The organism is Corynebacterium sp. (genome assembly GCF_052107835.1).
In the GTDB taxonomy this organism is placed as follows: domain Bacteria; phylum Actinomycetota; class Actinomycetes; order Mycobacteriales; family Mycobacteriaceae; genus Corynebacterium.
In genome coordinates this window covers 22,311-42,997 of record NZ_JBQEDF010000019.1, presented here as the reverse complement: position 1 = coordinate 42,997, position 20,687 = coordinate 22,311, and the positions used below count along the sequence as shown (strand labels likewise).

Genomic DNA, 20,687 nt, shown 5'->3' with positions numbered 1-20,687 from the left:
GGGCGCCACCGTCGTCCTGCGCGTTCTCGGCGTCGGCGCCACCCTCGGCACCACCGCCCTCGGCCTCGGACTTCTGCAGTTCCGCCTGGATGAGTTCGGGCGGCAGGACGGTGTCCACCGTCAGCTCGCCGACGACCGGGTCATCACCGCTGGCTTCCATGTCCTTGGCGTTGAGCGTCATCTCCGGCTGGCCGGAGACCATGGGCCGCGACTCGTCGCTGTCCTCGTACGACACGCTCATGGTGGAGGGGACCGTAGCCTCGAAGGAGGGGATCTTGCCCTGTGCGAGACCGAGCAGCAGCGGGGAGGCACCGAAGCTCACGCTGGGATCCTCGGAGAGCTCGGTGCCGTCCTTCTCCAGGGAGGAGCGCATCTCGTCGGCGACGGTGTTCTTCGCGTAGGCGCGCAGGCCGAACTCGGCGACGACCAGGAGGATCGCCAGGACAACGACCACGCCGATGAGGATCTTCCACCAGCGGCCGGACTTCTTCTTCGGCGTGGGGGCGGTGGCGCCGGCACCGGTACCGTCGCCCCAGGCATCAGCGTTGCTTGAGTAAGTCACCGGACCAGTCTGGACTATGAACGTCCCCCGGCGCTACAGGCGGGGCGGGGGTTGGACCCGTTTCTACGGATACCGTCAGCGGCCTGACAGGTGGATCAGTTGTTCTCGGTGATCCACTTCTCGACGAGGCTGGCCTCGTTGACCACGATGTCGCGGACGTAGTCGGCGACCTTCGGCTCGATGACCGGGCCGATCATGGGGATGGTGACGTCGATGTCGACCTCCGCCTCGAAGGTGGTGGAGTCGCCCTCCCCGATGAGGGTCAGCTCGGCCTCGAACTTCACCGGGGCACCTTTGATCTCGGAGAACATCTCGCCGGTGGCGGTGCCGTCCTCGAGGGCGCCGAAGGAGATCGTGCGCTTGAGCTTGAGGTCCTGGGAGACCATGGAACGAACTGCCTCGGGCAGTGCGGTCGCGGAGAGAACCTCGAAGAGCACGACGTTGATCGGGTCGCTGGAGAACTCCGCGACCTCGCCGGGCTCGTCGGCGATGTTGGCCGTTTCGTACTCCCAGTACTCCTTGGTTCCGAGTGCCGCGAGGACCTTGTCGGCGGGGATGTTGACGGTCGTCGAGGTTTCGATGTGAGTTGTCATGCGGACAGACTACCGTTAACGGGGTGAGTTCTCTTGATTCTGGATTTGTCGCGTCAACAATCGCTTCCATCGGCACCCGTCCGGGTGTGGAGGTGCCGGACGCCGACTTCGCCTCGCTGACGACACTGCGTATCGGTGGTGCCCCGGCCGCGACCGTGGTGTGCCACACGCCGGATGCTATCGCGCAGGTGGTGGGGGAGCTGGACGCCGCGGGCATCCCGCTCCTGGTCGTCGGCGGCGGATCGAACCTGGTGGTCGGGGAGGACGTGGGTGATCTGGTTGCGGTGGTGCTGGCGTCCGGGGGGACGTCGGACGTCGCGTCCCCCGTGCCAATCGACACCGGTACAGGGCTGGTGCGTGCCTTCGCCGGCGTGGTCTGGGACGACCTGGTCGCGCAGACCGTGGATGCAGGCCTCGGCGGTCTGGAGTGCCTGTCGGGGATCCCGGGCTCCGTGGGTGCCACACCCGTGCAGAATGTCGGGGCCTACGGTGCGGAGGTCTCGCAGACGCTGCACCGGATCCAGCTCTTCGACCGGTCGACACGGGAGACGTCCTGGGTGCCCCCGGAGTCGCTGGATCTGGCCTACCGCTACTCGAACCTGAAGTTCACCAACCGTGCGGTGGTGACCGCAGTGGAGTTCCAGCTGACCGCGGATGGGCGGAGCGTCCCGCTGCGTTTCGGGGAGCTGGCGCGCCGCCTCGGGGTGACGGCGGAGGAGGCGAGCCCGCGCCGTCCCGTCGCCGACGTACGTTCCACGGTTCTCGAACTGCGGCACGGCAAGGGGATGGTGCTGGTCGCCGACGACCACGACACCTGGTCGGCCGGGTCGTTCTTCACCAACCCGGTGGTCCCGCCGGATCTGGCGGACTCCGTCCAGACCCTCGTCACGGAGTCACGCGGTGCGGAGGACGCGGCGAAGATGCCGCGTTTCGCCGCGGACGGCGGCGAGAAGCTGTCGGCGGCGTGGCTGATCGAGCGCGCCGGGTTCACCAGGGGCTGGCACCCGGAGGGCAACGGCAGGGCAACCCTGTCGACGAAGCACACGCTGGCCCTGACCAACCGCGGGGAGGCCACGTCCGGCGACATCGTGGAGCTCGCCCGCGCCGTCCGTGACGGGGTCCGGGACGTCTTCGGTGTGACCCTGGAACCGGAGCCGGTGTGGATCGGCGTCGAGATCGACGGGTAGGACCCTTAACTTTCGCACTCCCGCCCCGTCCCACGATGTGATATGAGCTGGTCAGGGAGTTATTCCCTTGGTGTCGACTTCGCTGAGGGTGCGAAAGTTTTCGATCGCGGGATGTCCGGCCCCGCGACGGGGAACGGCGCTCGGGTATCCTGGGACGCTATGCGCGTCGCGATGATCTCCATGCACACCTCCCCGCTGGAACAGCCCGGGATCGGCGACGCCGGAGGGATGAACGTCTACGTCCGGAACGTCGCCGAGCATCTCGTGTCGCACGGCGTGGAGGTGGACGTCTTCACCCGCGCCACCCGCGCGTCCCAGGGCGAGGTGGTGGACGTGTCACCGGGGCTGCGGGTGATCAACTGCGTTGCCGGCCCGTTCGAGGGACTGCCGAAGGAGTCGCTGCCCACCCAGCTCGCCGCGTTCACCGGGTCCGTCCTGTCCTTCGTGCGGCGTGAGGCGGGGAGCAACGGGGACCCGTCCGACCGCACGGGGGCAGGACGCTACGACCTGATCCACACCCACTACTGGCTCTCCGGGCAGGTCGGCTGGCTGCTGCGGGACCTGTGGGGCGTGCCGCTGGTGCACACCGCCCACACCTGGGCGGCGGTGAAGAACCTGGGTCTGGCGGAGGGTGACACCCCGGAGCCGGAGTCGCGGCGCATCTGTGAGCAGCAGATCATCGACAACGCCGACCGGATCATCGTCAACACCCCGGACGAGGCGGATGCACTGGTCACCGCCTACGACGCCGACCCCGACCGCCTGGCGGTGGTGTCCCCGGGCGTGGATGTCCACCGGTTCACCCCCGGCTCGGACCGGGCGACGGAGCGCTCCCGCCGTGAACTCGGCATCCCGCTGCGGGCGAAGGTCATCGCCTTCATCGGGCGCCTTCAGATGCTGAAGGGGCCGCACATCCTGCTGCGTGCCGCCGCCGACCTGGTCCGGCGGCACCCGGAGCAGAACATCCGCGTGGTGATCTGCGGGGGACCGTCCGGGACCGGGCTGGAACGTCCGGATGAACTGCACGATCTCGCCGCCGAACTGGGGGTGTCGGGCTACGTGCGCTTCCTGTCGCCCCGTCCCCCCGAGGAACTGGTGACCGTCTACCAGGCCTCGGACATCATCGCGGTGCCCAGCTACAACGAGTCCTTCGGGCTGGTGGCGCTGGAGGCCCAGGCGTCCGGGACCCCCGTCGTCGCCGCGCGCGTCGGCGGTCTGCCGTTGACCGTCACCGAGGGGGTCAGCGGGCTGCTGGTCGACGGGCACGAGCCGGCGGACTGGTCAGCCGCGCTGGAGAGGCTGGTCATCGATGACGACCTGCGCAACTCCATGTCGGACGTTGCCCCGGAGCACGCCGCCACCTACTCCTGGGACGTGACCGTGGAGCGGTTGATCGCCGAGTACCAGCGGATCGTCGACCGGTGGACGGACCGCCGGTGCGCGGAACCGGCGGTGTCGCTGACCTCCCTGCATTCCAGGAACCCCAGTGGAACACCGACGTCGGACGCCGCCGGGTAGTAGATTCGGTGCCATGGAACTGCAGCAGTTGACGGACCTCCTGGACACCGCCGAGGTCGACTACGAGGTGGCCGGGGGAGAGGGCGATCCCTCGAAGGGCGAGGCCGCCGTCGTGGTCCTGCCCGGTGAACGGCGGCTGAAAACCAATGCCCTGTTCATCCCGCAGGACGGCATGTTCCGCGTCGAGGCGTTCGTGTGCCGTGCCGTCGAGGAGGCGCACGCCGAGGTGTACCGGCTGCTGCTGCAGCACAACCGCAAGGCCATCGGTGTGCACTACACCCTGGACAACAACAACGACATCTACCTGGCCGGACAGTTCTCGGACACCACCAGTGCGCAGGATGTGCAGCGCGTCCTGGGCCAGATCCTGGAGCTCGCCGACGGGGACTTCAACCACATCCTGGAGCTGGGGTTCGAGACGTCGATCCGCCGCGAGTGGGAGTGGCGCCTGGACCGTGGGGAGCCGACGAAGAACCTGGAGGCTTTCCAGCGGCTGCGTCCCGGCTACGAGGAGGAGCGGCGTGCCGAGCGTGAGGCGCGGGCGGGGCAGGCTGCGCAGCAGGTTCCTCCGACGCCTCCGGCCCCGCCTGTTCCGTAGGCCGGTCAGGAGCCCAGCCCGCGCTCCGCGGCGATGGACAGCACCCACAGGTGCATCCGGTCCTCGAAGCCGCGGGCGGGGAACATGCCGCCGGGGCCGGTATCGGCGCCGGGGGTGGTCCCGGGGGCGGCGCCCACCGTCGCAACCCCCACTCTCTCGGCGGCGACGTCCTTGATGGTCACGCTCGGGGTACGCACACGCTCCGGCACGCTGATGCCGGACGGAGCGTCGAAGGACGGGATCCCTCCCTCGACCCGCTGGCGTTCCAGGGCGTTGACCCCGTCGATGCCTTCCGTCAGGTACACGGTGAGCATCTGCCACAGCGCACCGAGTTGGTCGTGCTGCCGGGCACCGTCCAGCTGCGACGGGTGCTGCAGCAGGTAGCAGGCGACGTTGAGGCCGTGGAAACGTCCCCAGGGTTGGAGGCGCTGATGGTCCAGGGCCAGGAGTTCGTGGAAGTAGCCGGTGCAGGTGGTGTTCTCCCACCCGGCACCGCACTCGGGGCAGGTGGTCGTGGGGTTCATGGTGTCGGTCCTTTCGTTCACACCTTCAGTGTCACGCATACCGCTGGTGTGCACAGGTGCCAGTTGTCATCACTTCCGTGGGAGATTCCTCAGGGGCTTTCGGCACTCACCGGCACGTGACGCAGGGCGAACGCCCCGCTGGACTCCACGAACATCGCGGCCGCGATGCGCCGGCTGACGGGAGACTGAGACCCCCTTTCCGTGGTGGCTGTTCTCCCGTTGTTCACGGTGCCGTGCGCTGGAGCGTGGCAGAATGGGGAACCATGAGCGACAACAACCACGGCACACTGATCCTGCTCCGCCACGGCCAGAGCGAATGGAATGCATCCAACCAGTTCACCGGATGGGTGGACGTCGACCTCACCGACCAGGGACGTGCCGAGGCCGTCCGCGGCGGCGAGCTCATCGCCGACGCCGGACTGACCCCCAACATCCTGTACACCTCCGTCCTGCGCCGCGCGATCACCACCGCGAACCTGGCCCTGGACAAGGCTGACCTGCACTGGATACCCGTCATCCGCGACTGGCGCCTCAACGAGCGCCACTACGGTGCTCTGCAGGGCCTGAACAAGGCGGAGACCAAGGAGAAGTACGGCGAGGAGCAGTTCATGGCCTGGCGTCGCAGCTACAACACCCCGCCGCCCGAGCTCGAGGACGGCGAGGACTACTCGCAGGCCGGCGAACTGCGCTATGCCGGGCTCGCCGAGGTCCCGAAGACCGAGTGCCTGCTCGACGTCGTCAACCGGCTCGTCCCCTACTACCAGACCTCTATCCTTCCGCGGCTGGAGAAGGGGGAGACCGTGCTGGTCGCCGCCCACGGCAACTCGCTGCGTGCCATGGTCAAGCACCTGGACGGCATCTCCGACGACGACATCGCCGGGCTGAACATCCCCACCGGCATCCCGCTGGTCTACAGGGTGGATGAGAAAGGCAGCGTCCTGAATCCCGGCGGCGAGTACCTCGACCCGGAGGCCGCGGAAGCAGGGGCCGCCGCGGTTGCCGCCCAGGGCGGAAAGTAGCAGACGGCGCAAGTGGACGTTTCGGGGACGGCGCTTCTTGCGCTGGGGATCCTTGCCGGCCTGATTGTGGGGGCCGTTGTCACCGGTGTCATCTTCGCGATCCGTCGGCGTGCCGAACGCCGGATCGATGAACGTGTGCGCCGGGAGACCCAGCAGAACCGGGTGTCGACGGTCGCACAGGTCATGCACTTCGCCGTGGAGTCCGCACCCCTGGGGATCGCGGTGGTCGACCGCCGTGAGGACCTGGTCCTCGCCAACCGGAGCTGCGGTGACCTCGGTGTCGTGGACGGCCGTCAGCTCGCACCCGAGGTGTGGCGGATCGCCCAGCGCGTCTTCGACGACGGCGAGGCCCGGGACGGTGTTTTCCGACCCGGGCCCTCGGTGGTGGGGCCGCTGTTCTCCGTCGCAGTGTCGGTGAAGAGGCTCACCACCGCCGACGACAGGTTCGCCGTCGTCTTCTCCTGGGACAATTCCGAGAACGTGCGCATGGAGTCCGCCCGCCGTGACTTCGTCGCCAATGTCTCCCACGAGCTCAAGACCCCCGTAGGCGCCATATCGCTGCTGGTGGAAACGTTGATGGAGGGCTCGGACGATCCCGAGACCGTCGAGTACTTCGGCGGCAAGCTGCAGACCGAGACGCAGCGGATTTCCACGATGATCTCCGAGCTCATCGGCCTGTCGAAACTGCAGGGGGCCGAATCACTGCCCGATTCCCGTCCGGTCAGCGTGGACGCCGTCATCGACAAGGCGGTGGGGCGCTCGCGGATGGCCGCCGAAGTCGAGGGGCTCGACCTGCACACCGACGGGCCCTGCAACGCGTGGCTGATGGGGGATGAATCACTGCTGGTCACCGCGGTGACCAACCTGATCAACAACGCGATCAACTACTCCCCGGAGGACACCCCGGTCACCGTGAGCCGGGCGGTCCGCGGTGAGTCTGTGGTGATCAGGGTGACGGACCGGGGCATCGGCATTTCCCCGGATGACCAGAAACGCGTCTTCGAGCGATTCTTCCGCGTGGACAAGGCACGCTCCCGGGCGACCGGCGGCACCGGCCTGGGCCTGGCCGTCGTCAAGCACACCGTCATCAACCACGGGGGGAATGTCTCGCTGTGGTCGCGCACCGGTACCGGTTCCACGTTCTCGCTGGAGTTCCCCGTGCTGAAGGACCAGGAGATCTCCGACGAGAATGTCCCGGACCAGGAACGTTTCACCTCCGCCGAGTTGCTTCCGGGGCAGGACTGACATGGGCAGGGCTTTGGTCGGACGCATGCCAGGCAAACTCCAGGCAAACACTTGGCGAACACTGCGCCAGCCGGGATCAACGGCTCCCCGGTACCGTCGCCGGGAGTTTACAATGATGCCGTCTGCTGCAAACACGGCCGTCACATGGCCGCAACCCGACGTGTGAGGACAGAACCGAACGTGACCACTGACCGCCAGACCGTGCTCATCGTCGAGGATGAGGAATCACTTGCGGAACCGCTCGCATTTCTCCTGGAGAAGGAGGGCTTCGGGGTCTACACCGCCGCCGACGGACCCAGGGCGCTGGAACTGTTCGACGCCCACGGCATCGACCTCGTCCTGTTGGACGTGATGCTTCCGGGCATGTCCGGCACCGAGGTCTGCAAACAGCTGCGCACCGTCTCCAGCGTGCCGGTGATCATGGTCACCGCCCGCGACAGCGAGATCGACAAGGTCGTGGGTCTGGAGATCGGCGCCGACGACTACGTGACCAAGCCGTACTCCGCCCGCGAGCTGATCGCCCGGATCCGGGCCGTCCTGCGCCGCGGCGGCGAGCCCGAGGACGAGGGGGAGGGCGACGACAGCCTGGTGCTGCGCAGCCGGCGGGTGGTGATGGACGTGGAGCGCCACACCGTGTCAGTCGACGGGACGAAGGTCTCACTGCCGCTCAAGGAGTTCGACCTGCTGGAGTACCTGATGCGGAACGAGGGGCGGGTGCTGACCCGCGGACAGTTGATCGACCGGGTCTGGGGGATCGACTACGTCGGCGACACGAAGACGCTGGACGTGCACATCAAGCGCCTGCGCTCGAAGGTGGAGGTGGATCCGTCCGCACCGAAGATCCTGGTGACGGTGCGGGGGCTGGGCTACAAGTTCGAGGGCTAGGAGGGGGTCTTCAATTCGTTCCCCGTGGCCGCCCGCTTCAGGGGGTGCGCTGCCGCGCTGGGTGGGAAGGGCCCTGCCCCTGGACTGCAGGAGCCCCGCCTACCACCGGAGAGACACTGGGGTGTGGAGGAGAACGCAATCGGCAACACCCGCACCGCACCGCTTTGGCGTCTTCGGCTTAAGTCGATGTGCCGAAAACGGTGCGGTTTTGCCGCTTGAGACTCCCGGACCCCGTAGCCACGTAGCCCCGTAGCCACGCAGACACGCACCTGCGGCTAACTGCAGTTGTGCTGTCCTGCAGCCGTGACATCCGAACGTGGACGAATCCCCCACGTTCCTAGGAAGCCCGCGACGCCGCGGCGGTCGCCGGGTGGATCGCCAGCAGCGGGAAGCCGGACGGTGCGACCTTCGCCAGGTTCTCGCGTTGCCGGCAGTGCTCGGCGACGACGTCGTAGGCCTCAGGACCGATCAGTTCCCGCAGCTCATCGGCATGGGTGGACCACAGGGACTCGGCTGCGGAACCGTCCCCAGCACCGTCACCGTGGCACCCCGGGTCGGAGGTGCAGTACCAGTCGAAGTCCTCGCCGCCTTCGCCCCAGCCGCGTCGGGTGTACTCGGTGACGGTGGTGTGCAGCATGTCCACGCCGTCCGGACGGGTCTCCCACTCCTCCTCCCGGCGCAACGGCAGCTGCCAGCACACCTCGGGCTTTGCGACTGTCAGCGGGACGTCGTTGCGCAATGCCCACCCGTGGAGGGCGCACCCTGCTCCGCCGGAATGCGAGGAACGGTTGGCGAAAACGCAGGCGCCGTTGTGGACCCTGGTCTTCAGGGCCGGTTCCGGACCGGAGCCGTCGTCTCCGTCGAGTTCGTCCCAGACCAGCCACGGCTCGCCCTCGGGGGAGTCCTCCCGGCCGTTCACCGCATCCGCAGCCTCCCCCGTGTCCCCGCCCATGACCAGTGAACGGAACTGCCAGTCCTCATCGGTGAGGTGGGGGACGATCTCGGCGAGTGCGCCCCGGTCGTCCTCGTCGGCGAGGAAGGCGCCGTGCACGCAGCACCCCACGTCCGGGTTGGACGCGTCGATGCCGTGGCAGGCGTCCGTGCCGAAGCGGCAGCGGTAGGTCGACAGCATCCAGGTGAGGTCGACGGAGACGATGTGGCCGGAGTCGGCGGGGTCGGTGAACTCGAGGAATTCACGGGCGTGGTCGGCCGCGACCTCGCGTCCCTCCCGGACAGCGAGATCGGCCGGGGTGCCCTCCGGGTAGCCGCTGACGGCACCGGGGCCGGTCACGGAGGACGGGGAAAGAACGGAATGAGTCACGGTATCCACCGTAGACCGGATAGGCTGGTGGTCGTGCGATTAGGTGTCTTGGATGTGGGAAGCAACACAGTCCACCTCGTGGTGGTGGACATGGCTCCGGGCGGTCCGCCGACCCCGATGAGCAACTGGAAGACGCCCATGCGTCTGGTGGAGTACCTCGACGACGACGGGTCCATCACGCCCAAGGGGGTGAAGAAGCTGATCAAGGGGGTCGGCCTGGCCGCTGAAATGGCCGATCAGTTCCATTGCGACGAGATGTTGCCCTTTGCTACGTCGGCACTGCGTTCGGCGGCGAACTCGGAGATCGTGCTGGCCCAGGTGGAGGCGGAGACCGGGGTCCGGTTACGCATCCTCTCGGGCACGGCCGAGGCCGAGCTGACCTTCCTCGCGGTGCGGCGCTGGTTCGGCTGGTCGGCGGGACGCATCTGCGACCTCGACATCGGCGGCGGCTCGCTGGAGATGTCCGTGGGGGTCAACGAATTGCCCGACGTGGCACTGTCGGTGAACCTGGGCGCCGGCCGGCTCACCCACGAGTGGTTCGAGACGGACCCGCCGAAGCGCAAGGAGATCAAGGCGCTGGCCGAGCACATCGACGCCACCCTCGAGGAGCCGGTGAGGACGCTGAAGGAGGCTGGTCCGGTCGATCTCGCGGTCGGCACGTCGAAGACGTTCCGGATGCTCGCCCGGTTGACGGGCGCGGCGCCGTCCTCGGCGGGTCCGCGTGTCCGTCGCGTGCTGACACGCCCCGGCGTCCGGCAGTTGACGTCGTTCATCTCCAGGATGACCGCCGCCGACCGTGCGGAGCTCGAGGGCGTGTCGGCGGACCGGTCCCACCAGGTCGTCGCCGGTGCACTCGTGGCCGAGGCCACGATGCGCCACCTGGGCATCGAGCAGCTCCAGCTGTGCCCCTGGGCGCTGCGTGAGGGCGTGATTCTGCGCCGCGCGGACGCGGAGGACGCGGCCGCCGACGTGGATGTGGACGTTGATTTCGATCAGGGAGATTAACGTGGTGGTCGGCGTAGGGTCCTACGATGTGGGCCGAATGCGTGATAACTGTAAACTGTCGACTGATAATTGAGGCATGAACCAGGGTTGCCGTGGAAGAGTACGGTGACCGCAGCGGTGTGATGTGTCTGCCGTCCTGCCCGGCAGGCGGTAACCGATGATGGGAACGACGGATGAGTGAGAAGCTGACTGTTGCGGAGCTGCTGGCCCGCAACGCCAAGGAGGGTTCGCGGAGGAACGCGGACCGTCCCCGGCGTCGACGCAACATTGAGGACGGTGGAGTCTCCGTGTCGGAGCTCACCGGTTCCATCCCGGTCGTCCGTGATGAGCATCTCGCGGAGGACGGGGGCGTTGAGGACGGCACCGGCATTGAGGACACTGCGGACGTTGCGGCCACCGGGGCCGAGGGGTCTCAGGACGCGGTACCGGCGGACCGTGCCGAGGTTGAATCCGCGCCGGAGGAACCGGTGGTGGAGCAGGAACACCACGGGACCCACGGGCTCGACGGCAGCGGGGACACCACCGACGCCGACGGTGCTGTGGCCGATGCCGACCTGGCCGATGCCGACGGCACCGACACCGGGCAGGAGTCCGGTGTCGATGTCGGGGACGCCGAGACCACGCTGATCCCGAAGGCCTCCATCGGTGCTGCCGGTGCCGGTGCCACTGCCGGCGTGGCCGGGGCAGCGTCCTTCGCGGACGCACCGGAGTCGCCGGAGGCAGAGCCCGTTGACGCGCCGGACGACGCCGTCGAGGGCGCCGACGCCGAGGGCGCCGACGCCGAGGGCGCCGACGCCGAGGGGACCCGCTCGGAGCTGACCGATGACGGGCAGGCGACGGACGACGAGGACGCCACCGGCACCGACGACAGCGACGAGGACGCCAGCGCTGAGGGCGCCGGCGCCGATGACGAGATCGTCGAGTACGAGGATGACGCGATCTCGTGGCCGGCCCTGATCGGCCAGTCCGTGATCGCCCTGGCGGTCGGCGTCCTGATCTTCTTCGGCTTCACCCTGCTGTGGGACAAGCTCGCCGCCGGCCTGGTTCTGGCCATGGCCGTGGTCGTCACCCTCGTCTGCGTGGGCATCGTCCACGCCCTGCTGCGGCACCGGGACACACTGGTGCTCGTCCTGGCGTTCATCGTCGGGCTCGCGATCACCCTGGGGCCCCGGCTCGTCATGTCGATCTGACCGGCCGCGGCGCCGGTGGCGCACACCGGATCGGTGCCGTACGGGGGCGGCCCATGGTGCTGACCACGGCCGGTGGCAATGGGGCGGGTTGCCTGGCACGCTGGTGAGCATGACTCGTATCTCATTTATCGGTGGTGGAAATATCGGCGAGGCCCTGATCTCGGGGCTCGTCGGATCAGGGGACAAGGGGGAGGCCCCGGATGTCGTCGTGTTCGACCCGAGCAAGGATCGGCTGGATGTCCTGCGCGAGCAGTACGGCATCATCTCCGCGGACAGTGCGTCCGAGGCGGCCACGGAGGCCGACTTCGTCGTCATCGCCGTGAAGCCGTACATCGTGGGCCCGGTGCTCGAGGAGATCGCCGGCACGTTGGACAGCAATGACACCGACACCGTCCTCGTGTCCGTCGCGGCGGGTGTGAGCCTGCCATCCATGGAATCCGCCGTGGCTGCCGGAACCCCGGTGGTCCGTGTCATGCCGAACACGCCGATGCTCGTCGGCAAGGGCATGAGTGCGATCGCCGGTGGACGGTTCACCTCCGCGGAACAGGTCGAGGCCGTCCGTGGCCTCTTCTCCACCGTCGGTTCGACCGTTGCGGTGGCGGAGAAGGACATCGACGCGGTCACGGCCGTGTCCGGGTCCGGACCGGCCTACATCTTCCTCGTCGGTGAGGCGATGACCGATGCCGGTGTGCAGCTCGGACTCACCCGCGACGTGGCCCAGCAGCTCGCTGTGGCCACCATCGAGGGTGCGGCCACGATGATGGCCGAGGGCGACAAGAACCCGGTGGATCTCCGCGGGAACGTCACCAGTCCCGGCGGAACGACCGCTGCGGCGACGCGTGCCCTGGAGGAGAACGGTCTGCGGACCGCGTTCTTCCGTGCGATGCAGGCGTGTGTGGACCGCTCGGTGGAGCTGGGACGCCCGTCCGATTCCTGAGGGACGCTCCCCGGTCCTTCCCGCCGTTACCGTCGGCAGAACGCCCCCGTCCGGGGGTGATTTAGATCGTCGATGTCACTGGAGTCCCCCAAGTCACAACAGTGTCAAACGGTGTCAACAGTTCTCTTTTGTCCTACCTGTCGCATTATTCACAGGATTAACGGTAGTATGGCCCCAGCGCCCGACGTGTCGAAGTTCTGCAGGAGGGGAAGCCTGCAGCGCGTGCGTGCGTCGTAAGGATGGAAATTATGGCAAGCAATGACAGTGGAACGTTCCTGACGGTCGCTGAGGTCGCCGAGCTTATGCGGGTGTCCAAGATGACCGTGTACCGCCTGGTTCACTCCGGTGAACTTCCGGCGGTGCGTGTCGGACGCTCCTTCCGCGTGCATGAGCAGGCGGTGGAGGAGTACCTGGGTGCCTCGATCTACGAGGCGGGCCAGGCTGGCTAGTCAGGTCCCCGGACCCCTCCTGCGCACCGGCCGAGAACCGGTGTGGGGGAGGGGTCTTTTGCTGCTTGAGTGAGCGGGACGTTAGACTGTCCACCATTCGTGTCGGTTCGGTCCCGATCGGTGATCACAGTTGCCGTTGCCGTCCGCCCAAGGAACCAGCAGGTGCCTGGTGGGAACCGACCGGCAGCAAGATCCGTAAATGAAGACCAACCACGAGGGAGGACCTATGGGTTCTGTCATCAAGAAGCGTCGCAAGCGCATGTCGAAGAAGAAGCACCGCAAGATGCTTCGCCGTACCCGCGTCCAGCGGCGGAAGCTCGGTAAGTAGAGCCTTCCGGCGGTCCCCTCCGTGGGGTTCACGGTCGGTTCATCCCCGGGGCGCACCCCGGGCCCGGCGGCGTGGTCCCCGGTCACTTCACGTGGCCGGGGACCACGTTTTCTTATGTCCGTCCCTGCGGCCACTAGAGTGGTCGGCATGACGCCCCACTCAGTGACCCTGATGGTCCGCAGCACCTGCGGCTCCTGTGACCGGGTCCGCCGCCAGATCACGCCGATCTGCGACGGGCACGGTGCCGGCCTGGAGGTCGTGGACGTCGATTCGTCAGGGGCGCTGGCCATCGAGTTCGGTGACCGGGTGCCGGTTGTCCTGGTCGATGACGAGGAAATCGCCTGCTGGGAGATCGACGACGATGAACTGGTCGATGCCCTGCGCAGATAGGTGAACCCACCGACCCAACGGCCGGATCCGGGGCCGTTCCCTATACCAACCGCCTCCGGCGCTTTTGTTATTGGGGGGTCTGAAGGGATACCGTAGACACCCGGAAACACTTGACGATGACTCGGGAGGCTGTGCGCCCATGGCAGGACTGGGGATCAACGGACCGGCAGCCGTCCTCCTGGTCGGGCTGTCTTTCCGTTCGGCACCTGTGCCGGTTCTGGAGAAGGCGTCCGTGTCACCGGAGGAGCTCAACCTCCTGGAACGCGATCTGCTCGACGGGGAGTGCGTGACCGAGGCGCTCATCCTCTCGACCTGCAACCGCATGGAGTTCTATGCGGCCACCACCGCTTTCCACCCGGCCCTCGACCACGTCGTGGAGACCATCGCCGCCCATGCGGGGATGCCCTCGGCGGAGCTCGAGCCCTACCTCTACGTCCGCTACGCCGACGCCGCGGCCGAGCACATGCTGACCGTCGCCGCCGGCCTGGACTCCATGGTCGTCGGAGAGCAGCAGGTCATCGGACAGTTGCGACACTCGTACACCTCCGCCTCGGACAACGGCACCGTCGGAGCCACGCTGCACGAGCTGACCCAGCGTGCACTGCGCACGGGTAAGCGTGTCCACACGGAGACCGACGTGGACGAGGCCGGTTCCTCGATGGTCAGTTTCGCGCTGGACAATGCGCTCGCCGAACTCGGTGCGTCCGACATGAGGGGACGTTCCGCCGTGGTCATCGGCGCCGGGGCCATGGCGTCGCTGGCCTCGACCTACCTGGGCAGGGTCGGCGTGGAGCACGTCACCGTGGTCAACCGGACGCTGGGACGCGCGGACAGTCTCGCCGAGCACGCCCGCGAGGCCGGGGTGGACGCCTCCGCCGCGACGTTGACGGACCTGCGCACCGCACTGGACGGTGCGGGTGGGGCCGATGTCGTCGTCTCGGCCACCGGCGCGGTCGGCACAGTCCTCGGGGCCGACGACCTGGCAGGCACCCTCGCCGCGAATCCGCGGCGCATGGTGCTGGTCGACCTGTCCATGCCCCGGGACATCGACGACTCCGTCACGTCGGAGGGGGCAGCCCGTGGCCAGGGCGCCGAGGTCCGGCTGCTGAACATCGAGGAGCTCACGGCACTCGCCGGCGACGGCACCCGGGACGAATCCTCGGCCCGCGCCATCATCGCCACGGAACTCGCCGAGTACCTCGAGCAGGTCCGTGTCCAATCCGTCGTCCCCACCGTGAAGGCACTGCGCCGCAGGGCCGCCGACGTCGTCGACGACGAACTGGGCCAGCTCATCCGCCGCACCCCCGGCATCTCCGACGACGACCGTGCGGAGGTCGCCCGGACGGTGCGCCGCGTGGTCGACAAGCTCCTGCACACCCCGACGGTGCAGGTGAAGAAGCTGAGTTCGCAGGACGGGGCGGTCAACTACGCCGAGGCCCTGGCCACCCTGTTCAACCTCCCGTCGGGTTCCTCGGCGTCGGTGTCGCAGTCCATCGAGCCGGGGGACGCGGGCAAGGCCCGCATCGGCAACGTCCTGTCCACCCCGGAGTCCATCGAGGTCACCGAGATCACCGACGCCACCGGGACCGAGGACGATGTCCGTGACGGGGAGGCCTCGTGACCCGCACCCTCCTCGTGGGAACGAGGGCCAGTAATCTGGCACGCACCCAGGCCGGGACGGTCCGCGACCAGCTCCGGTCCGCGGGGCAGATCGACGCTGAGCTGCATTTCGTCCACACCCCCGGGGACGCCTCCCAGAAGGCGCAGACCCCGGTCAACAGGATCGGTGTCGGCGTGTTCACCGAGACCCTGCGCAATGCCCTCGCCGACGGTGAATGCGATGTGGCCGTCCACTCCTTCAAGGACCTCCCGACCGCCGTCGACGACCGTTTCATCTCCGTCGTCCCGCCCCGGGTGGACCCCCGTGAGGTGCTGGTGAGTCTCAACGACCTCAGCCTGCGGGAGCTCCCGGCGAACGCGAAGGTCGGCACCGGTGCCCCACGACGGGTGTCCCAGATCCGTTCCCTGCGTCCCGACCTGGAACTCCGGCCGTTGCGCGGCAACATCGACACCCGTATGGGCCGCGTCGGCGACGGTCCGGACGACCTCGCCGCCGTGGTCCTCGCCCGTGCCGGACTGGACCGTGTCGGGGAACTCGACCGGGCCTCCGAGACGGTGTCGGTCGACGACATCCTGCCCGCACCCGCCCAGGGTGCGCTGTGCGTCGAGGTCCGGGCGGACGATGCGGACGCCGTCTCCGCGGTCCGCGCACTCGACGATCCGGTCTCCCACGCCGGGGCCGTCGCTGAACGCGCCGTCCTCGCCCAACTGCAGGCTGGGTGCACGGCGCCGGTGGGGGCGTGGTCCGAGTACCGGGACGGGCGCCTCACCCTGCGTGGGGGCGTCTTCGCCCTCGACGGGTCCCGCCAGCTGCTCCGGGAGAAGGTCGTGGACATCGACATCCCCGCCAGCGACGCACCGGGAGACGGTGACTGGAAACACCGCGCACACGAGCTCGGCCTCGGGGTGGGCCGTGAGCTCCTCGACGGTGGTGCCGCGGAGATCATCTCCGACATTGTCGGCGCCCGTTGACTGTGCTCCACACGCCTGATCCGCCCCCTTCAATTCCTGACCTACCTGAGAAAGTCACCTCGATGACCACTGCCGGAATCCCCCAGACGGGTGCTTCGACCGGTCCGCTGACCGGCCGGGGGCGCGTCCTTTTCGTTGGCGCAGGCCCCGGAAACCCGGAACTGCTGACCGTCCGCGCCCGCGAGATCCTGGCGAACACCGCCGAAGCGTGGGTCGACCCGAACGTCACCACGGCCGTGCGCGGCATCATCGCCGAGGGCCTGCCCGTCCCGGAGGAGAAGCTCGCCGCCGCGGAGAAGGAGTGGGAGGCCGAGCTCGAGTCGGCGAAGGCCGCCGGTGCACGGCGCCGTCCGCGCCGGCCCGACCAGGTCACCGCCGCCGAGATCGTGCTCGCCGCCCCCTACACCGCCGAGGCGGCCTCCGAGCTGGCCGCCGCGGAGGCCGAGGCCTCCGCGGACGCCCAGGCGTACCACAACGGGGACCTCGCGGGCGGTCACGCCCCGGAGGTCTCCGGACGCCCCGTCCCCGCCAGCGAACTCGCCCACTCCATGGTCGAGCGGGTGCGCCACGGCCGTAACGTGGTCCGCCTCGTCGCGGGCAACCCCGTGTCGAACCCCGCGGTGCTCATGGAGCTGCAGGAGGTCACCGCCCTCGGTGTCGAGTTCGAGGTCGTCCCCGGCATGACCGGGGCGTCCGCGCTACCCGCCTACACCGGTATCGCCACCGGCGAGGGCTACACCGCCGTGGACCTGACGGCCGACAAGACCGAGGTGGACTGGGACGGCATCGCCGCGGCACCCAAGCCGCTGATCCTCACCGCGTCGCCGTCCGACCTGCCGGCGATCACCGGCGAGCTCAAGCGCCGCAACGTCCCCGGTTCCACCCCGGTCACAGCGACGACCCACGCCACCACCCGACGCCAGCGCTCCTACGACGTCACCCTCGACACCCTGAAGTCCGTCGTCGCCGCCTCCGGGCCGGTGGCGAAGGAGGGCGACATGCCCGAGGAGCTGGTGGTCACTATCGGTACGGCGGCAAGCAGCCGCAGCAAGTACTCCTGGTGGGAGAACCGTGCGCTGTACGGCTGGACCGTGCTGGTGCCCAGGGCGAAGAGCCAGGCCGGGCCGATGAGCGCCAGGCTGGCGTCCCACGGGGCCATCCCGATCGAGGTGCCGACGATCTCCGTCGAACCGCCGCGCAGCCCCGCGCAGATGGAACGCGCCGTCAAGGGGCTCGTCGACGGGCGCTACCACTGGATCGTCTTCACCTCCGTCAACGCGGTGAAGGCCACGTGGGAGAAACTCGCCGAGTTCGGGCTGGACGCCCGGGCGCTGGCCGGGGTCCGTGTCGCCGCCGTGGGTCAGAAGACGGCCCAGGCCGTCCGTGACCTCGGTATCGCCCCCGAGCTGCTGCCCGCGTCGAACGCCCGCAACGCCTCGGGTCTGGTGGACGTCTTCCCGCCCTTCGACCCCGACCTGGACCCGGTGGACCGCGTGCTGCTGCCGCGTGCCGACATCGCCACCGACACCCTGGTCGACGGTCTCATCGACCTCGGCTGGTCGGTGGAGGACGTCGTCGCCTACCGCACGGTGCGCGCCGCCCCTCCCAGCCAGGAGGTCCGCGACATGATCAAGTCCGGCGGCTTCGACGCGGTGTGCTTCACCTCCTCGTCGACGGTGAAGAACCTGGTGGGTATCGCCGGGAAGCCGCACACCCGCACGATCATCGCCTGCATCGGTCCGATGGCGGCCCAGACCGCCCGGGAGCACGGCCTGCGGGTGGACGTCATGCCCGAGGTGGCCGGTGTCCCCGAGCTGGTGGATGCCCTGGCGCACCACGTCGCTGAACTGCGTGCGGCCGGCCAGCTGCCGCCGCCGCGCAAGCGCCGTCGGCGCCGGCGTTCCACCACGGGGCAGTAGGGGTACGCGGCCGAGTAGCATCGGGGCCATGAGTGACCCCGTGAATCCCGACATCACAACCCCGTTCCGCCGTCCACGGCGTCTGCGCACCTCGCAGACGATGCGGGACTTCGTGGCGGAGACCCATCTGGAGCCCGCGCAGTTCGTCCTGCCGATGTTCATCCGGGACGGCATCGACGCCCCCAATGACATCACGGCCATGCCCGGCGTCCAGCAGCACACCGAAACGTCCCTCCTGAAGACCGCCGAAGAGGCGCTCAAGGCGGGGGTCGGCTCGGTTGACCTGTTCGGGGTGCCCACCGATGAGTCGAAGGACGCCACCGGTTCGCAGGCGTGGGCGTCCGACGGGATCCTCAACACGGGCGTCAACGCGCTGCGCCGGGAGTTCGGCGACGACCTCATCGTCATGGCGGACACCTGCCTCGACGAGTTCACCGACCACGGGCACTGCGGTGTGTTGACCGAGGACCGCTTCGGCCACACCGTCGTCGACAATGACGCGACCCTGCCGCTCTACGCGCGGATGGCCGTGAGCCAGGCCGAGGCCGGGGCGCACGTGGTCAGCCCGTCCGGGATGATGGACGGCCAGATCCGGGTTATCCGGCAGGCCCTCGACGACGCCGGATTCCAGGACGTCACCATCCTGGCCTACTCCGCGAAGTACGCCGGCGCCTTCTACGGCCCCTTCCGCGAGGCCGTCGGTTCGACCCTGCAGGGTGACCGGAAGACCTACCAGCAGGACCCCCGCAACGCCCGGGAGTCCCTGCTGGAGGTCGAGCTCGACATCGAGGAGGGGGCGGACATGGTCATGGTGAAGCCCGCCATGCCCTACCTGGACGTGCTGCGGCAGGTCGCCGACTTCTCCTCCGTCCCGGTCGCCGCCTACCAGGTCTCGGGGGAGTACTCGATGATCTCCGCGGCGGCGGAGAAGGGGTGGATCGACCGCGAACCCGCGATCCTGGATTCGCTGACCGGCATCCGGCGGGCCGGGGCGGACGTGATCCTGACCTACTGGGCCACTGAAGCAGCCAAGCTGCTCCGCGGCTGAGCCTGCCTGAAGCAACCACCACCGAGTACCGCTAGACTCGACCGGGATATGACACAGCAGAACACCCCTCCGCAGAAACCGCCGGAGCACCGTGGCGGGCCCGGTCAGCACCGGCCCAGCCGCAGTGAACGGCGCAGGGAGAACCGCCGCGCCAACCGCCGGAGTTCGCGTCCGCCGGAGGACTTCCCGGTCCCGCCGAAGGTCGGACGTTCCGGCGGCCTCGCCCCGGACTCGAAGGACGCCCCGGAGAACGTCCGGGACGGCGTGCGCGCCTGGTACATCGTTGCCGCGATCCAGGCCGTGACCGCGGTGCTGCAGCTCATCATGACGCTGCAGGACCGCCGCGCCCTGACCAGTCAGGTCCGTGACCAGATGGACAACATGTCCCTGGCCGACGGGATCACCGAGGACACCCTGGTCACCGGGACGGCGATCACGAACCTGCTGTTCATGCTCGCCGCGGTGGCGGTGTGCACCTACCTGACGAGCCGTGTGGCCCGCGGTGCGGTCCGCTCCCGGATGTTCCTGATGATCGGCTCGGTCTACCTGGCGCTGATGGCGCTGCTGCAGGTCTTCTCCTCGCCCCCGGACGCCGGCGCCACCGTGCTCGTCCTGGCGATCGGGGCGGGGACGATCATCTCCGGCGTGATTGCCGTTGTCGGTCTGTGGCTGGTGACCCGCCCGGACAACGCCGACTGGTTCGGTCTCCCGGACAAGGCGGAGGTGGAGGCCTACACCGAGAAGGTCGCCAAGCGCAACGAGGAGCTGGACAAGGAGCGGGCGAAGAAGAAAGAGGAGAAGGCGGAGCGGAAGCGCGCCCGCGAGCGGGAGAAGGAAGAACGCAGGCAGGACGACCAGGGCAGGGGACGCTGATCATGCCCAGCATGTTCCCGGTCTCCCACAACTCCGACCCGGGTGACGAGAACCGCCGGATCAACTACTGGCGGCCGGGGGACGGCATCCCGGGGTCGGTGAAGATCGCCTTCGTCCTCCTCCTCGTCGCCGGGATCGGCCTGCTGGCCAGCGGGGTGATGATGTGGACGGCCGACCGGCCCGTCGTCGACGACGCCGACCAGATGGCGCACATCAACACCGTGTCCACGAACCTGAAATGGGTCGGCACGGTGCAGATCGTCGGTGCCGTCGCCATGGCTCTGCTGCTCCCCGCGCTGCTGCGCGGTGACGGCCGCCGTCGCCGCTGGCTGATGATCGCCGTGTCCGTCACCATGGGATTCACCCTGGTCGGCTGGGTGTTCAGTCTCGGCGGACTCGAGCAGCCGTTGCTGGCACTGGCGATGGCGTGCGCCGCCCTGGCCATGTACCGGCCCGCGGGCCGCACCTTCTTCGGCGGCACCCCCGGAGAGTTGGAGGCGTGAC

The 20,687-nt window shown here is 68.5% G+C and carries 22 protein-coding genes; 18 read left to right on the top strand and 4 right to left on the bottom strand.

Annotated features, from left to right (window positions below):
- Together ACTIL2_RS06895 and ACTIL2_RS06890 are read right to left on the bottom strand one after the other, a co-directional pair.
- On the bottom strand, positions 1-562 hold a 562-nt coding region (locus ACTIL2_RS06895), incomplete at its 3' end, for an LmeA family phospholipid-binding protein (protein ID WP_442336714.1).
- A 95-nt stretch (positions 563-657) separates the two neighbouring features.
- Positions 658-1,155, bottom strand: coding sequence for a DUF2505 domain-containing protein (locus tag ACTIL2_RS06890; RefSeq protein WP_442336713.1), 498 nt, complete (start codon positions 1,153-1,155; stop codon positions 658-660).
- 23 nt (positions 1,156-1,178) lie between these two features.
- Between ACTIL2_RS06890 and ACTIL2_RS06885 the strand changes: the two genes are divergently transcribed.
- The 3 genes from ACTIL2_RS06885 (at position 1,179) to ACTIL2_RS06875 (ending at position 4,458) form a co-directional block, all read left to right on the top strand.
- A complete protein-coding gene (locus ACTIL2_RS06885; protein ID WP_442336712.1) occupies positions 1,179-2,342 on the top strand; it encodes a UDP-N-acetylmuramate dehydrogenase in 1,164 nt (387 codons plus the stop codon).
- A 159-nt stretch (positions 2,343-2,501) separates the two neighbouring features.
- Positions 2,502-3,860: a D-inositol-3-phosphate glycosyltransferase gene (mshA, locus tag ACTIL2_RS06880; protein ID WP_442336711.1), complete on the top strand. Its 1,359-nt coding sequence runs from the start codon at positions 2,502-2,504 to the stop codon at positions 3,858-3,860.
- A gap of 13 nt (positions 3,861-3,873) precedes the next feature.
- The gene (locus ACTIL2_RS06875; RefSeq protein ID WP_442336710.1) at positions 3,874-4,458 is read left to right on the top strand and encodes a YbjN domain-containing protein; all 585 of its coding nucleotides are present in this window, start codon (positions 3,874-3,876) and stop codon (positions 4,456-4,458) included.
- Between the two features lie 5 nt (positions 4,459-4,463).
- Here ACTIL2_RS06875 and ACTIL2_RS06870 read toward each other — a convergent pair whose 3' ends face one another.
- Complete coding sequence (locus ACTIL2_RS06870; RefSeq protein WP_442336709.1) at positions 4,464-4,982, bottom strand: DUF5946 family protein; 519 nt, start codon at positions 4,980-4,982, stop codon at positions 4,464-4,466.
- A gap of 263 nt (positions 4,983-5,245) precedes the next feature.
- Here ACTIL2_RS06870 and ACTIL2_RS06865 point away from each other — a divergent pair, with 263 nt between their 5' ends.
- The 3 genes from ACTIL2_RS06865 to ACTIL2_RS06855 all read left to right on the top strand — a co-directional run bounded on the left by ACTIL2_RS06865 (position 5,246) and on the right by ACTIL2_RS06855 (position 8,131).
- Positions 5,246-6,001 carry a phosphoglyceromutase gene (locus ACTIL2_RS06865; protein ID WP_442336708.1) on the top strand — a complete coding sequence of 252 codons (756 nt, stop codon included), beginning with the start codon at positions 5,246-5,248 and terminating at the stop codon, positions 5,999-6,001.
- Between the two features lie 42 nt (positions 6,002-6,043).
- Positions 6,044-7,246, top strand: coding sequence for a sensor histidine kinase (locus tag ACTIL2_RS06860; RefSeq protein ID WP_442336722.1), 1,203 nt, complete (start codon positions 6,044-6,046; stop codon positions 7,244-7,246).
- A gap of 180 nt (positions 7,247-7,426) precedes the next feature.
- On the top strand, positions 7,427-8,131 hold the full coding sequence (locus tag ACTIL2_RS06855) for a response regulator transcription factor (protein WP_442336707.1): 705 nt from the start codon (positions 7,427-7,429) through the stop codon (positions 8,129-8,131).
- 337 nt (positions 8,132-8,468) lie between these two features.
- On the opposite strand, the gene ACTIL2_RS06850 is transcribed toward ACTIL2_RS06855, so the two are convergent.
- Positions 8,469-9,452 (bottom strand): hypothetical protein, encoded by a 984-nt coding sequence (locus ACTIL2_RS06850; protein WP_442336706.1) that lies wholly within the window; start codon positions 9,450-9,452, stop codon positions 8,469-8,471.
- A gap of 33 nt (positions 9,453-9,485) precedes the next feature.
- Between ACTIL2_RS06850 and ACTIL2_RS06845 the strand changes: the two genes are divergently transcribed.
- The 12 genes from ACTIL2_RS06845 (at position 9,486) to ACTIL2_RS06790 (ending at position 20,686) form a co-directional block, all read left to right on the top strand.
- A complete protein-coding gene (locus tag ACTIL2_RS06845; protein ID WP_442336705.1) occupies positions 9,486-10,457 on the top strand; it encodes a Ppx/GppA phosphatase family protein in 972 nt (323 codons plus the stop codon).
- Positions 10,458-10,630: 173 nt separating this feature from the next.
- The gene (locus ACTIL2_RS06840; protein ID WP_442336704.1) at positions 10,631-11,647 is read left to right on the top strand and encodes a hypothetical protein; all 1,017 of its coding nucleotides are present in this window, start codon (positions 10,631-10,633) and stop codon (positions 11,645-11,647) included.
- 109 nt (positions 11,648-11,756) lie between these two features.
- Positions 11,757-12,584, top strand: a complete 828-nt coding sequence (gene proC / locus ACTIL2_RS06835; protein WP_442336703.1) for a pyrroline-5-carboxylate reductase — start codon at positions 11,757-11,759, stop codon at positions 12,582-12,584.
- Positions 12,585-12,832: 248 nt separating this feature from the next.
- On the top strand, positions 12,833-13,033 hold the full coding sequence (locus tag ACTIL2_RS06830) for a helix-turn-helix domain-containing protein (RefSeq protein ID WP_442336702.1): 201 nt from the start codon (positions 12,833-12,835) through the stop codon (positions 13,031-13,033).
- A 226-nt stretch (positions 13,034-13,259) separates the two neighbouring features.
- Positions 13,260-13,361 carry a 30S ribosomal protein bS22 gene (locus tag ACTIL2_RS06825; protein WP_003855542.1) on the top strand — a complete coding sequence of 34 codons (102 nt, stop codon included), beginning with the start codon at positions 13,260-13,262 and terminating at the stop codon, positions 13,359-13,361.
- A gap of 147 nt (positions 13,362-13,508) precedes the next feature.
- A complete protein-coding gene (locus ACTIL2_RS06820; protein WP_442336701.1) occupies positions 13,509-13,751 on the top strand; it encodes a glutaredoxin family protein in 243 nt (80 codons plus the stop codon).
- 139 nt (positions 13,752-13,890) lie between these two features.
- Positions 13,891-15,372, top strand: coding sequence for a glutamyl-tRNA reductase (locus ACTIL2_RS06815; protein WP_442336700.1), 1,482 nt, complete (start codon positions 13,891-13,893; stop codon positions 15,370-15,372).
- Entirely contained in the window at positions 15,369-16,343 is a 975-nt protein-coding gene (gene hemC, locus ACTIL2_RS06810; protein WP_442336699.1) for a hydroxymethylbilane synthase, read from the top strand. Before ACTIL2_RS06815 ends, hemC begins: the two co-directional genes overlap by 4 nt.
- Before the next feature lie 62 nt (positions 16,344-16,405).
- Positions 16,406-18,262 (top strand): uroporphyrinogen-III synthase, encoded by a 1,857-nt coding sequence (locus ACTIL2_RS06805; RefSeq protein WP_442336698.1) that lies wholly within the window; start codon positions 16,406-16,408, stop codon positions 18,260-18,262.
- Positions 18,263-18,290: 28 nt separating this feature from the next.
- Complete coding sequence (hemB, locus tag ACTIL2_RS06800) at positions 18,291-19,310, top strand: porphobilinogen synthase (RefSeq protein WP_442336697.1); 1,020 nt, start codon at positions 18,291-18,293, stop codon at positions 19,308-19,310.
- A 48-nt stretch (positions 19,311-19,358) separates the two neighbouring features.
- Positions 19,359-20,183: a hypothetical protein gene (locus tag ACTIL2_RS06795; protein ID WP_442336696.1), complete on the top strand. Its 825-nt coding sequence runs from the start codon at positions 19,359-19,361 to the stop codon at positions 20,181-20,183.
- Between the two features lie 2 nt (positions 20,184-20,185).
- Positions 20,186-20,686, top strand: a complete 501-nt coding sequence (locus tag ACTIL2_RS06790; RefSeq protein WP_442336695.1) for a hypothetical protein — start codon at positions 20,186-20,188, stop codon at positions 20,684-20,686.
- Position 20,687: the final 1 nt, after the last annotated feature.

Coding starts and splice junctions, on each gene's coding strand:
- ACTIL2_RS06815 (WP_442336700.1), top strand. CDS start 13,891: ATGGCAGGACTGGGGATCAACGGACCGGCAGCCGTCCTCCTGGTCGGG.
- ACTIL2_RS06865 (WP_442336708.1), top strand. CDS start 5,246: ATGAGCGACAACAACCACGGCACACTGATCCTGCTCCGCCACGGCCAG.
- ACTIL2_RS06790 (WP_442336695.1), top strand. CDS start 20,186: ATGCCCAGCATGTTCCCGGTCTCCCACAACTCCGACCCGGGTGACGAG.
- mshA (WP_442336711.1), top strand. CDS start 2,502: ATGCGCGTCGCGATGATCTCCATGCACACCTCCCCGCTGGAACAGCCC.
- ACTIL2_RS06825 (WP_003855542.1), top strand. CDS start 13,260: ATGGGTTCTGTCATCAAGAAGCGTCGCAAGCGCATGTCGAAGAAGAAG.
- ACTIL2_RS06795 (WP_442336696.1), top strand. CDS start 19,359: ATGACACAGCAGAACACCCCTCCGCAGAAACCGCCGGAGCACCGTGGC.
- ACTIL2_RS06875 (WP_442336710.1), top strand. CDS start 3,874: ATGGAACTGCAGCAGTTGACGGACCTCCTGGACACCGCCGAGGTCGAC.
- ACTIL2_RS06830 (WP_442336702.1), top strand. CDS start 12,833: ATGGCAAGCAATGACAGTGGAACGTTCCTGACGGTCGCTGAGGTCGCC.
- ACTIL2_RS06840 (WP_442336704.1), top strand. CDS start 10,631: ATGAGTGAGAAGCTGACTGTTGCGGAGCTGCTGGCCCGCAACGCCAAG.
- ACTIL2_RS06870 (WP_442336709.1), bottom strand. CDS start 4,982: ATGAACCCCACGACCACCTGCCCCGAGTGCGGTGCCGGGTGGGAGAAC.
- ACTIL2_RS06890 (WP_442336713.1), bottom strand. CDS start 1,155: ATGACAACTCACATCGAAACCTCGACGACCGTCAACATCCCCGCCGAC.
- hemB (WP_442336697.1), top strand. CDS start 18,291: ATGAGTGACCCCGTGAATCCCGACATCACAACCCCGTTCCGCCGTCCA.
- ACTIL2_RS06820 (WP_442336701.1), top strand. CDS start 13,509: ATGACGCCCCACTCAGTGACCCTGATGGTCCGCAGCACCTGCGGCTCC.
- ACTIL2_RS06805 (WP_442336698.1), top strand. CDS start 16,406: ATGACCACTGCCGGAATCCCCCAGACGGGTGCTTCGACCGGTCCGCTG.
- proC (WP_442336703.1), top strand. CDS start 11,757: ATGACTCGTATCTCATTTATCGGTGGTGGAAATATCGGCGAGGCCCTG.